5 protein-coding genes are annotated in these 13,071 nt (G+C 57.6%); 1 reads left to right on the forward strand and 4 read right to left on the reverse strand.

Annotated elements, in window-relative coordinates; genetic code table 11:
• Positions 1 to 179: 179 nt before the first annotated feature.
• The 3 genes from PDUR_RS19350 to PDUR_RS19360 form a co-directional block, all read right to left on the reverse strand.
• Positions 180 to 4,343: a UvrD-helicase domain-containing protein gene (locus PDUR_RS19350; RefSeq protein WP_042209527.1), complete on the reverse strand. Its 4,164-nt coding sequence runs from the start codon at positions 4,341 to 4,343 to the stop codon at positions 180 to 182.
• Positions 4,344 to 4,345: 2 nt separating this feature from the next.
• Entirely contained in the window at positions 4,346 to 7,849 is a 3,504-nt protein-coding gene (gene addB / locus PDUR_RS19355) for a helicase-exonuclease AddAB subunit AddB (protein WP_042207764.1), read from the reverse strand.
• Between the two features lie 370 nt (positions 7,850 to 8,219).
• Positions 8,220 to 9,644: a class I SAM-dependent rRNA methyltransferase gene (locus tag PDUR_RS19360; protein ID WP_042207765.1), complete on the reverse strand. Its 1,425-nt coding sequence runs from the start codon at positions 9,642 to 9,644 to the stop codon at positions 8,220 to 8,222.
• Between the two features lie 110 nt (positions 9,645 to 9,754).
• Between PDUR_RS19360 and PDUR_RS19365 the strand changes: the two genes are divergently transcribed.
• Positions 9,755 to 10,741 (forward strand): Na/Pi cotransporter family protein, encoded by a 987-nt coding sequence (locus PDUR_RS19365; RefSeq protein WP_042207766.1) that lies wholly within the window; start codon positions 9,755 to 9,757, stop codon positions 10,739 to 10,741.
• Positions 10,742 to 10,771: 30 nt separating this feature from the next.
• Here PDUR_RS19365 and PDUR_RS19370 read toward each other — a convergent pair whose 3' ends face one another.
• Positions 10,772 to 12,997 carry an Ig-like domain-containing protein gene (locus PDUR_RS19370; protein ID WP_042207767.1) on the reverse strand — a complete coding sequence of 742 codons (2,226 nt, stop codon included), beginning with the start codon at positions 12,995 to 12,997 and terminating at the stop codon, positions 10,772 to 10,774.
• Positions 12,998 to 13,071 lie beyond the last annotated feature (74 nt).

The raw sequence follows: 13,071 nt of genomic DNA on the forward strand, positions 1-13,071 counted from the left end.
CATATTTTGCAAATCATCAGCATTAAAAACCAATCTCCCCCAGCCGCCGGGCCTTATTAGTCGCCCACTTCGTCAGAGTAAAAGGACTGTCAAGGTTCATGGAGAGTTTAATGATATAAGTTTACAGCACGACCGGCTCAACTTCAGAAAATGTCCAAAAACTCCCGGCATCCTCCACGCTATGCACGGACGGCATGACCGCCGTCAAAGAAATACAGCCATGCTTCGGCAATCTCTTCCCCCAAAATATCGCGAAGCGCCTGCGAGTACAGGCTAAGCTGGTAACTGTATCTCTCCTTCAGGGCTTTCAGCCCGCCCCGATGCTCAAGAACCGCATCACTCTTGTAATCCAGCAGGATCAGCCGCCCTTCCTCTCGGAAAAGACAATCGATCACCCCTTGGATAAGAACGGATGAAGAAGCCCCGCCGCTCTGTCCAAGAAGCTCCGCAGACGCTCTGTCCAGAACCTCAAGGCCACGGTATGCTTCGGATGCGGGCACCAAATAACTGAAAGGCATTTCCCTTCTCTTCCATGGTGAAGCCAACAGCCTGCGGCCGAGCGGATGCTCGTAAAAAGCCGCCGCTTTCTCCGGCTCGACTGCCGCCACCTGCTCTTCCGTCAAAATACCGAGCTGCTGCAGCCTGTCCAGCGTCCCTTTCACTTCCACAAGGCCGACATCTCCTTCCAGCGGGATATGCTGCATGACGGTATGATATACCGTCCCGCGTTCCGCCGGCGTTATGCTGCGCTGCTCCATGAACCTCGGACGCCGCAAATGCAGGCTGTCGGCAGCGGTAGCGATGCGCTCCTTCGCTAAAGGGAGTCCCTCTTCCAGTAGATCGTACGAGGGCCGGTCCTGCAAAGACAAAAGGGATTTAAGCTCCGTAACGGAGGTCTTGGCCGGAATAAGTGCAGCCGACGCATAAGGATAATGCCATGACAGGCGCTCGGCAACCGAATCGTCCGTCCCGGTATAAGCCGTCACCTGCAGCCCCCGGCTAAGTTCGTGAAGCGTCTTTCTTCTCGTTTCTTCCCCGTCCTCTCCGTCGTCCTTGACTGAATGAAGGCCTGTCTCGAGTTCCGAGGATGGCAGAACGCTTACGCTCCAGTTGGACAGATCGCCGCGCAGGGCAACCGGTGCCGCTCCTTCCTTGCCGGCGATTTTCCGCAAAATCGCCGCACCAGGGTGGCGGATCAATGCCGGTCCTATCCAATCCAGATAACTGCGCCCCCGGGCAAGCAGATGATCGGGAAGAAGCGTTTCATCTCCGCCGCCCGATGACATCCAGTTCACTGCTTTGCCCACCAGATCGCGGACGGTGCCAACAAGAATCATCTTGTCACGAGGGCGTGTCAGCCCCACATACAGCACCCGCATTTCCTCCGCCAACAGTTCCAGCCGCGAACGCCGGCCAATGGCGAGGTAGGGCAGCGTCGGATAGCTGACCCGACTCTCCCGCTCGAGAAAGCGCGGGCCGAAGCCGAGCTCCTTGTGCATTAGAAACGGAGCGTACAGATCCTGACGGTTGAAGCCTTTGGACATTCCGGCCAGAAAAACGACCGGAAACTCAAGCCCCTTGCTCTTATGAATGGTCATGATCCGGACGCCTTCCCCCTGCTCGCCGCTGCCCCCGGCCGCTCCCAAATCGCCGCCGTTCTCGCGGAGCCGGGATATGAACACCAGGAAGCGGAATAAGCCTCGGGCCGAGGTATCGTTCTCGAATTGCACCGCACGGTCGTACAGCGCTTTAAGATTGCTCTGCCGCTGGGCGCCTCCCGGCAGCCCGCCTACCCATTCCAGGTATCCGCTCTCCCCGTATATACGCCAAATCAATCCGCTCACGTCACCCTGGCGCGCCTCGTCTCTCCACCTATTGAGCTGCACAAGGAATCGGTTCAGCTTATCCCGGAGCCTGCCGGAAATCGCCGGTTTAGCGTATACGGCTTCACCAGACACTGCTATTACGGCGTTTACCGGCTCACTGGCCGCAGCCGTCTCTGCCGCGTTGTCCACGCCGCCCCGGACTTCGTATGCTCCGCCGCCTTCATTTCCGCTTATGCTTCCGGAACCGGCTGCATCCAAGCCTGTCTCAATGCCTGCAATCCTGGGCTCCTCCCCGGCGCTTCCCGCGCAGCCCGCTGTCATTCCTTCCGAGACCGCCGCAATAACCGCATCATAGAACGAGCCTTCGCTGCAAAGGCGTACCTTCGCCAGTTCTTCCTCGGTCAGTCCGACCACAGGCGAACGCAGCGTACCGGCCAGCGGTATATCCTGCTGCGGATTGTCTACGACTTTCAGCAGAGAAAGGATAACCTCGACTTCGGTCGCCTGAAAATAGCCCCTGTTCTGGTCGCCGTAGGCTGGAATGCCTTCCAGCCGAAGCTCTTCCAGCATCAGCGGGGCCCACAGGCTTGCGGACCTTAGTAATATCACGATATCGCCATATGCTACCGGGCGCATGGCCCCAAGGCCTTTGTCATAGATCTGCAGCGGTTCGCCGCCGTTCATTCCCGTCATCCGGGCGATCCGCCGGGCGATAGCCCGGGCTTCCAACTGCGCGGTCTCGCTCTCGATTAATTCGCTTTCCACCGGCCCCGCTTCGCCGTCTTCGGCTCTTTCTTCCGGTGTTCCTTTGGAGCTTCCCCGGTCGATCAGCAGCAGCTCGGGAGCAAAATACATATCCGGCCCCTTGTCCGCCGATCCGGGGAAATTTGCGCCGTATACGAGCTCCGCCCGCTCGTCATAGGTGATTTCAGCCACCGTCTCGTTCATGATTTGGCGGAATACCATATTAACGGCGCTCACGACCTCCATCCGGCTGCGGAAATTGCGCGCCAAATCGATGACGATTCCTTGTGACCTTCCGGTTTCAGTCGCGTTTATCTCAATGCCGCCGGATTCGTTCGTTTCAGGGCCGTTCTGGCTGCGTCCGTCCGCGGAACGGCTTCTGGCGTAGCTCCGGTACTTGTCCAGGAACAATCCCGGCTCCGCGAGGCGAAAGCGGTAGATGCTCTGCTTCATATCGCCGACCATAAACCGGTTGCCCGGCTCTTCCCTCGATATCAGCCGCACAATCTCTTCCTGAACGCTGTTCGTATCCTGATATTCGTCAAGCAGCACCTCGTCGAACTGTGCCCGGTATTCCAGCGCGGCGTCCGAAGGCATAGAATTCCCTATTGTAGAATCGGGGTGGCGCAGAATATCCAGGCAGTAATGCTCCAGATCGCTGAAATCTACCAGCCCTTTGCCCGCTTTCTCCGCCAGGTAGCGCTCACCGAACTGAATCACCGTTTCCGCCAATTCCTTCATTAGCGGAGCCGCTTCATGAAGCTCGCGAAGAAAGGCATCCGCCGGGCGCCCGAACAGCGAGTTCTGAAGCTCGCCGACGAGGCTCTTCACTTCATCACGCAAGCCCTTTACAGCCTCCTGAAGAGCGGGATCGGTCGCATCCTTCTTGCAGGGCTTCAGCTTGCCGAAGGAGACGCCGCGGAACAGGTCATACAGCTCGGACCAAGGTTTCTCTTCCACAGCCCGCAGCAGCCCTTCAACCATATCCAGATCCGCCGCCAGGTTATCGACGTAAGGCGCAGGGCCTCCGGGCTGAAGGGCAATTTGCCGCCCCCGTTCCAGTTGGCTGGCGGCGGCTGCCATCGCCAGCCTTGCCTCATCGAGTATGCTGCGCACCCAAGACGTGTGCGACAGCGTTTCGGTATCCGGCAGCGAGAAGCCCGCCGCCGTCTCCCTCAGCCACTCCTTAGGCCAGGGATGACTTCGCGCAAAATCATGCAGACGCTGAACAAGCGCATGCACGGCGTCATCGGTGCGTTCTCCGCTAAACCAGTCCACGAGCTGTACGAACACGCCGTCTTCGCCGGCTTCTTCATATTTTTCCTCGAACAGCTCCTCCAGTATTTCCTGGCGCATGATCTCCGCCTCATGTTCATTCAAAATGCGGAAGCCGGGATCAAGCGGGATCAACTGATAGTAACGCCGTATTACCTCAAGACAGAAGGAGTGCAGTGTCGTAATGGAGGCTTTGCCGAGCAGCGCCAGCTGGCGCCGTAAATAGGCGTTGTCCGTATCATTCTCAAGCTCACGGTCCAGCGCTTCACGGATGCGCTGCCGCATTTCGGATGCGGCCGCTTTTGTGAATGTCGCCACCAGCAGGCGGTCCACACTGAAGCCGCTGCTCTCGTCGCTGATTTTACGGATGATCCGCTCGACTAGCACTGCGGTCTTGCCGGAGCCGGCCGCCGCCGCCACAAGAATGTCGTCCCCGCTCTCCGCGATAGCCCGCCACTGATCGTCGCTCCATATGCTTCCTTCCGGTTTTGCCGGCATGATCACGGTCTACTTCCTCCTTCGTCTTTGCGGGACAGCATCTCCCAGATTGCGTCTTTGCCCGGCTTGCCTAAATGCTTGTATCCGTTGCCTTCAACGGCCTCGTCGAACTGGCACACTGCTCTGTAGGAACAGAACGTGCATGCGGTCTCCTGCTGAATCCGGTACGGCGTGATGGCTACGTCCCCTTCCGTGATGCGCGTTCCAATCTCTGTGATCGTCCCTCTTACGGAAGACAACAGACGATCCCATTGCTCGGGCGTAGCGACGGAGGCGCTGCTGTAAAAGCTGCCGTCGCTCTTCAGCGCAACCGGCACGATGCTCGAATGCCCCTTGTCCAGGCTCGTATCCATTAGCGAGACGACTTCGCGATCCGCCATGAGCAGCCCCTTCATCTTGAACCGCTTCAGCAGTTCCTGCTGCGCCTGCTCCCGGCTCATGCCGTTTGGCGATGAGAGCAGCGGATCATGGACGTGAAAGTACAGCGTTCCCGCCGGAAACGCGGGCTCCCCCAGCCACTCCTCAGCATAGGTTAACAGCACATCCAGATAGGTCAGCATCTGCAGCGATAAACCGTAATACACTTCGTGCAGCTTAAGATCCTTGCGGCTGGATTTATAGTCGATGACCCTCAGCAGAATTCCGTTCTCGCCCTCAGCAGTATCGACGCGGTCGATCCTTCCTACGACCTCCATCAAGCAGCCGTTCGGGAGCGGGATACGCAGCGGCGGCAGCGGCTTGCCCGGGCCGAAATCCAGCTCCAAAAAAGCGGTGTCGAAGCTGCCCCTCCTTGCATGTTCTCCCAGAATGACCGAAGCCCGCCCGACAATATTCTTAAGCTTGCGGGCAATATAGCCATAACGCTTCGAGCTCTTCAAAATCTCTCCCTGAAGCATCGGCGCCAGCATATCAACCGTCTTTACGGCTTCATTGCGGCATTCGTCGGGCGTCAGAGCGCCCCAGCTTCGTCCCTCGCTCTGCAGCTTCGACGCCATGGTGCTCAGCGCGGCGTGGAACAGCTGCCCAATATCCGGAGCCTGAAGCTTGTACAGCTGCCGCTCCTTGAGCCGCAGGCCGTAAGAGGCAAAGTGGGAGAACGGGCAGGAGACGAATTTCTCCATGCGCGAGACGCTTCCCCGCAGCGTGGAGCCGCCGTACAGCCTGAAGCTCGTTTCTCTCCGGAGCGGCATGCCAAGATTGCGGTAAAACAGCGAGCTTATCAAGATCTGCAGACGCGGACGCCATTCCGCTCTCTCTGCAAACCAGTTATAGACCTCCCACCAGATCTCCGGGATATCCTGTCCCTGCTTCCACTGGCGCAGCTGAACGATCAGCATACGCAGAGTCTGCTCCGGATGGCCGATAAAATCGCGATGCTCCTCGGGCGGAGCGGACACCGGAAGACTCTGCAGAGGTTTCTCGGCAAGTAGAGGATACATCCTGCGCAAATGGCGGATAATCTCCGAAGGAAGCAGGCCTTTGCCGTCGTCATCCGCACAGGCATAGCTAACCCACAGCTTGCGTGAAGCCGAAGTCAGCGCAGTATAGATCAAAAAGCGTTCATCCAGCATTCGGCGGGAAGATCCGGGCGTAAGCTCCATCCCCGCTCCTTCCAGAAGGGAACGCTCCACCTCGGACAGCACGCCGTCTTCCTGAAACAGCGCCGGTACGACCCCTTCGTTAAAGCCGAGTAAAAAAGCGTACTTGGCTCCCGAGACCCGCGTCCGGTCCATCGTTCCGACAAGCACCTGATCAAGCGCCGGAGGAACAAGGCCCATCCGCAGCTCGGCAAGCCCCGTCTCCAATATTCCCGCGAACATATCGAAGCTCAAAGTCTCCTCGCCCATCATCTCCACGATCTGATCCAGCAGATCAAGGACGGCGCCCCACAGCTGCCGGTGTTCCCGGGCTTCCTGTGTTCTCCCTTCTTCCAGCGCTGCGGCGCTCATGTATTCCAGCTTCCGCGCGGCGGCGCTGTCTTCCAGCAGCCCGAATACCGATTTGCACAGATCAAATCCGTTGCGGCTCTTCTTAATTCTCTGTTCAAAAGCCTTCAGCGGCGCAGTTACCGCCTTCCGGCATTTTTCCATCAGCGGCACCAGCCGGGCATCGGTCTTCCCTCCGCCTTCCAGCGAAAGGCTTGGGATCGCCTTCCATTTGTATTTCTCATCGGTCCAGCGGTAGCCCTGAATGCCGCAGGCAAGAATATAGTTTTCCAGAGTGTCCATATCATCCCTGGTCAAGCTGCCGTCAAGCGGAAGCAGAAAGCCCGTCTTGACGCAGCGGAATACATCCTCATACCGCCAGCGGCGGCGGACGATGTCCAGCGCCGAACGGATAAACTCCACCAGCGGATGGTGAAGCTCTCCCGCCTTGCGGTCAAGGAAGAACGGTACGCCGTAATCCCGGAAAAGGGCCGGCACAAAATAATCGTAATCCTCCAGCTTGCGGACGAATACAGCCATTTCGCCATACTTCGCCCCTTCTTCGCGCGCCAATCTCCGCATTTCCCGCAGCGCGCCTTCCATTTCCGCGCGCTTGTTCGCAGCCGCCCGGATCGTTATCTCATCTTCAGCAGGCTTCGGTTCCTCGTACATCAGCCTACGGTCAAAGCCGCGCTCCAAATGCGCCAATGCGGGCGCCGCTGCAAAACGCGGCAGCACCGTAGGCGCCAGCACTTCGTCCCTGACATCAATGCCGAGCTCATCTGCCATCCCCCTCAGCTTGATGTAAGCGGAAGCCGCAGGATGAAACAGCTCCAGCTCATGCGGCCGGTGCCCGTCAAGAAAGGGCCGGTCGAGCGTCAGCGCGATCGTCATGTCGGCGGCGTGCAGCATCAGTTGGCGCAGTACTGTAAACTCGCGGGCCGTAAACCCCCGGAAGCCGTCCACGAAAATAGAGGAACCGCATACGAAAGAGGAAGAGGGGATCAGCTCCGAAAGCTCGGCCAGCCGATCTTCCTCGTCGATATACAGCCCGGACATAGCCTGCTCCAGATCCGCGAATACGATATTCAAGTCTTCCAGCTTGCCGGTAAGGATCGGACTACCGTTCGCCGACTCCCGCATCCGGGACAACTGTTCCTCCAGATCGGAGGTCCCGAGGCAGCACCGCTTCAACTCGGAATGCAGCCGGCTCAACCGGTCCACAAAGCCGGGACGGTCCGACGAAGCTCCGAACAATTTCAATTCTTCCTTGCGCCGGCTCAAGATTTTGTAAAGAAGCATCTTCTTGCCTTCATCGCCGATCGGCACGCCGCCTCTTCCGCCGGTCTCCTGCTTCACCCGGTAGGAGAGACGCGGAAAGCTGAGCGTCTGCGCGCGCAGGCTGCCCTGGTTGTCGCAGGCGCTAAGCAGCCCCTGCTCGGCGCTGAAGGAGCCCTGCTCCGGGACCAGTTGAATGACCGGGGCGCCTAACGGATCCTCGCGCAGTGCCGCACAGATCGAACTCCATATTGTCGCCGTCTTACCGCTGCCCGAACGGCCGATCAAAAACGTTACCGGCATGCTTCATAGACTCCTTCCACAAATAAAAATGCAATTTATGCGTTCTATATAACAGCTTCTGCCGCCCTCAGCGGACAGAAAAGCTGTTATCCGTCCTATTATTATATCATACAAACGCAAAATAGAACATATGTTTGTTATTTTCCATCATCTAGGATGGAATCCCGCTGCAAAGAGGGAATGGCTCCCAGACATATCAAGGTCCATGCAAAAAGGCTGTCCTTAAGGTCTTTGTTGGTCAGACCCTCAAGAACAGCCCGGTAACGCCTTTGCACTGACTCATAAATGATACTATGCAGGCGGTAAACATCACGCTTCCTTTGATTGGCGGCGCCGTAAATCCATCAATGAAGCTTGTACATTTCTTTGATTACTTTGAGGTGACCTCAAAAATAGCAAACTTCAAGTAATGCCCCTCGTCCACGCCGAGAATTTGCGGATGATCCTTACCGGCCGCGCGCCACTCGATAAGACGCAGCACTTTGCCCGCATCCTCGGCAGCTTCGGCGATCGTCTGCAGAAACAGCTCCGGCCGCATATGATAGGAACAGCTTGCGGTAACCAGATAGCCGCCTTCGTTCACGAGCTTCATGCCATGCAGGTTGATGTCCTTGTAGCCTCGGCATGCCCCCTTGACCGCACTCTTCGTCTTGGCGAAGGCGGGCGGATCGAGAATGACGACATCCCAGGTCCGTCCTCCTCCAGCTGTCATCGGTTTGGATGTATCCGGCTTGGAGGCGGATTTGCCTCCTCCCGCTATAGCTGCGGCTTTCTTCGGCGAAGCATCTTCGGCGTTCACGGCGGCGCGTTCCGCCCGTTCCTCCAGCCCTTTCACTTGGCTGCGCAAATACTGAAAAGCGTCGTCCACGACGAACTCCACCCGGTCGCTGAAGCCGTTCAGCTCCACGTTGGCCTTGGCGCTCTCAATCGCGTGGGCGGAAACGTCGAGACAGGTGACCTTTTTAGCTCCGTATTTGCAGGCGTTCAGCGTGAAACTGCCCGTGTGGGAGAAGCATTCGAGCACGGTCGCGCCGTCCCAGTATGGGAAGGTGACCTCCTTGCCGCTCTTGTTGACGGGGATTTTCCGTCTCGATCCATGTTCATCGTCAACCTCTTGAAGCGTAATCCCGCTGCGCGCCCCCCAGCCGGTCATCAGCGGAGCGATGGATGCGCGGTTCTCCCGCTGATCGAAAAAATAGCCCGTCTTCTGGCCCTGCTCGATGTCGACAATCAGCTTAAGTCCGTTCTCGGTCACCGTGACATGGCGGGGACATTCGCCGTACAGAACTCCCGTCTTCTGCTCCAATCCCTCAAGCTCGCGCACGCTGACGTCGCTGCGTTCATAGATGCCTTTAGGCTTCAACACTTGCACCAGCGCTTCGACGATTTCGGCGCGGCGCTTGTCCATTCCGAGCGTCAGCAGCTGCACAACAAGCACGTCGCCGAAGCGGTCGACAATCAGACCCGGTAAAAAATCAGCCTCACCGTACACCAAGCGATAGGCGTTCTCCCCGGCAAGAAACCGCTCGCGGTGATGCAGACAGCGGGCAAACCGGTCGGCGAAAAAGGCCGTGTCCATCTCCGCAAGCGGACTGTGCGACACGACTCTGATTCGGATCTGCGAAGCCGGATTGTAATATCCGGTCGCCAAGTATTTTCTTTGATGGCTGAGTACCTCCACCAGCCCTCCCTGGGCGGGGTTTCCTTCCACCGTCTCCACTTCGTTTCCGTATACCCACGGATGCCCTGCTTCCAGCCTTTTTTTGCGGCTGCGCTGTAAAATGACCGATGCCACTAGCCTCAACTCCCTGTTGTAATTAAATATAGGTCCCATGCGCATGCATGTCCCGGTCGCCGCATTCATATATTGGTGTACAACCCTGCTAAAAAAGGAGAACCGCTGCTATGATGCGCGATGTGCTGTTCCCCGTATTATACGGCATTATTATCTTTCTTGCCGGAATGAAGCTGATGGAGACCGCGCTGTCCAAGCTGGCCGGTCCGCTACTGACCGGCGTCCTCAACAAAGCGACGGCCACGCCGCTCATGGGCATGGTCTCCAGCAGCCTGCTCACCGCCATACTCCAAAGCAGCACCGCCGTAACGGTGCTGTCGATCGGGATGGTCAACGCCGGGCTGCTGACCTATGCCCGTACGCTCGGCATTATTCTCGGCAGCAACATCGGCACCTGCCTCACGACCGAACTAATCGGCCTGCAGATCGGCAGGTTCGCCGCTCCGCTGCTGGCAGCCTCGCTCGCTTTATGGGCCGCGGCCGTCACGCTCGGCGAGCTCCAACCGTACCGCTTGCGTCTCGCGGAAGCCGGACGCAGAATCGCCCAGCCGCTTCAGTTCGCGAGCTTGGCGATCGCCGGATTCGCCCTCGTGCTGTGGGGCATCTCCGTCATGCAGTCCATCGGCCCTGCGCTGCATAAAAGCGGCCTCTTCGGCTGGTTCCTGAACCGGGCGGCGGAGAACGCCCTGTGGGGCTTTGCCGCCGGAGCCTGCCTGACAGCGCTGGTGCACAGCAGCAGCGCCGTCATTGGCATGGCGATGGGCGTCGCCGCTTCCGGAGCGCTGCCGCCCGAGCTCGGCATCGCTATTGTGCTTGGCGCCAATGTCGGCACCTGCGTCACCGCAGTCATCGCCTCCATCGGCGGCAGCCCGTCCGGCGTCTTCGTCGCCTGGTCGCATGTTGCGCTCAATGTCGGCGGCGCTATTCTGTTCCTGCCCCTGACCGGTCTGATCCAGGAGACAGCCGCCTGGATCGGCGGGGGACCTGCCTCGCAGATCGCCCACGCGCAGACGCTGTTTAACGTCGCCTGCTCGCTGCTGGCGCTGCCTTTCTGTTACCTGCCCGTCTGGTCAAGGCTGGAAAGGCGGCTGCAGTAAGCAGGCCGCCTTCCATTCATACTGTTTATTCTATTTTACCGTCACCGTTACCGATACAGTCTTGCCTCCGAATTTACCTTTGAGGAACGCTGTTCCTTTGGAATTAGCAGCAATGCCGCCGCTCTGGGAAATCGACGCCACGGACGGCTTGGAGCTTGTCCACACGACGCTGCCCGTTACGTTCGCCGTCTTCCCGGTATCATATTCGGCTGTAACGGATACCGTAGCCGTACTTCCCGGAGACAGCTTAATCTGGCTCTCACTCACTTTAAGCTTGGTCAATTTCGGGACTACGGATACTTTGACCGTAACCGAAATTCCCTGGTAAGAGCCTGACAAAACAGCCGATCCTTCCGTCAACGCCTTGACGCTGGTTCCCTTGACGGAAGCCACGTTCGTATCAGATGAAGTCCAGTTCATGCCCGAGGACAGATTCACAGTCTTGCCTGCCGCCGTATATCCAGTGGCTTTTATGGATTTGGTATTCTTAATGTTCATTTCCAGAACGGCGGGGTCCACCGTAATTTTAACGATTTTCTGCTCAATCTTGACCGGTATGGAAATGCTCTTGTTAGAGTAAGTGCCTTTCAGCGTCGCAGAGCCTTTAACAAGTCCCTTGATGACCTTGCCGGAGCTTGTCTGCTTGATGACGGCATTGCTGCCCGAAAGCGTCCAAGCGATCTCGTCCGTAACATCCTTCTCGTCGCCGTTCTCCATAACGGCATTTACTTCGGGCAGCTGTGCTTCTTCGCCGGTTACAAGCCCGAGATTATCCTCGGGACCGATCAGCACAAGCACCTTGTCCTTTACCGTCAGCACGACATCCACGCTTTTACTGCGAATGTCCGCTTTGGAGGACACCGTTTGAGCCTCTTTCCATTTCCCCGTAAGATGGACCGTTCCTGCGGAAACCGCCGAGATTTTACCGTCCTTGATCATGGCGATATCCTCGTTCGCTGAAGTCCATTCTATTTCCTGGCTGATATCCACCGTGGATTCGTCCAGTTTGGTTCCGCTGACCTTCGGAAGTCCAGCGGTATCCCCGGTATAGAGCTCAAGCTTCGTACTGTCCGCCTTCATAGCGCTCAGTGTCGGATAAACTGTAAGTTTGAAGCTTTTGGAGCTTCCCTTGTATTCCGCCTTAACCGGCGAAGTTCCGGCTGCCTTGGCGGTAATGACGGTCTCGGCGCCCGTACTAAGCGCCGCAGTAAGCTTGTTGTCCAGGCTGAAATTCGCATCGCTTGTCACATCGATGGTTGAATTCGCGGCATTGCGCACCTCGGCCTTCATCTTCAATGTTTCGCCGATAAACAGCGTCTGATCGCCGGACGGCGTAAGCAGCAGCGCCTCATAAGGAGCGCGCACATAAACGTCGACCGACTGTGAAACTCCCAGATAATTCGCCTTAATCGTCGCTTTCCCGATGCCAATGGCCTTCATAGCGCCATTCTCCACCGTCACGGCGGATGTGTTGGAGGAAGTCCAGTTCGCATCTGCGGTCACATTCTTCACATCGCTCTGCTCGGACGCCTTGGTATAGGCGCTTAAGGACACGGCATCGTCTCCAATCAGCATTTCCAGTTCGTCCACGGCTGCCCCGCCGCTTCTAATCTCCAGCCCGGAATATGGCAGCACCACGGTCGCCTTGAAGGAAGCGGTAAGCCCTTTGTATTTGGCCGTGACGGTAGCCGATCCTTCGCCGACCAGCGTGAGCAAGCCATCCGATACGGTCAATACATTTCCATTGGAGCTGCTCCATTCGGCATCGTCCGTCACGTCGTTCACAGCCGTTTCCGAAGCACCGCCTGAAGCGGTCGCCGTGACCTGCAGCAGGCTCCCGCTATCGCCCAGCTTGTAGCTGCCGGTGCCCTCATGTTCAAGCTTCAGATTTTTATAAGGATAGGATACGGAGACCTCAATGGTTGCCAGCGAATTATTATATGTAGCCTTAACGATGGCGCTGCCGCTGCCTTTGGGCGTCAGCAGACCGCCGGATACGGTCACCACGCCGGAATCGGACGATGTCCAGACGGCGGCCGCCGTAATGTCCTTCTTGGAGGAGCTTCCTTCCACCGCAGCGAGTACCTTCAGCTGCTTTGGCGTTTGGCCGACTGTCAATTCAACTTTGGACGCGTTGTCGAATTCGATGCTATTAACGTCGCCGGCAGCGGCCCCTGCAGTCCCCGTCGGGAACAGGATTGAAACGAAAAGGGTGATAAGCAGAACCCAATGAGTCATTTTCTTGTTCGATAACATGGTAGGTCTCCTTTGGTTATGAATAGTTGCACAGGTTTCTCCAAACCCTTCCAAGTATATCGACAATCCTGTCC

Source organism: Paenibacillus durus (assembly GCF_000756615.1).
Taxonomy (GTDB): Bacteria; Bacillota; Bacilli; order Paenibacillales; family Paenibacillaceae; genus Paenibacillus_AQ; species Paenibacillus_AQ durus.

Bases quoted from the DNA above. Each gene is read 5' to 3' on its own strand.
- PDUR_RS19350 (WP_042209527.1), bottom strand. From the start codon at position 4,343: ATGCCGGCAAAACCGGAAGGAAGCATATGGAGCGACGATCAGTGGCGG.
- addB (WP_042207764.1), bottom strand. From the start codon at position 7,849: ATGCCGGTAACGTTTTTGATCGGCCGTTCGGGCAGCGGTAAGACGGCG.
- PDUR_RS19365 (WP_042207766.1), top strand. From the start codon at position 9,755: ATGATGCGCGATGTGCTGTTCCCCGTATTATACGGCATTATTATCTTT.
- PDUR_RS19370 (WP_042207767.1), bottom strand. From the start codon at position 12,997: ATGTTATCGAACAAGAAAATGACTCATTGGGTTCTGCTTATCACCCTT.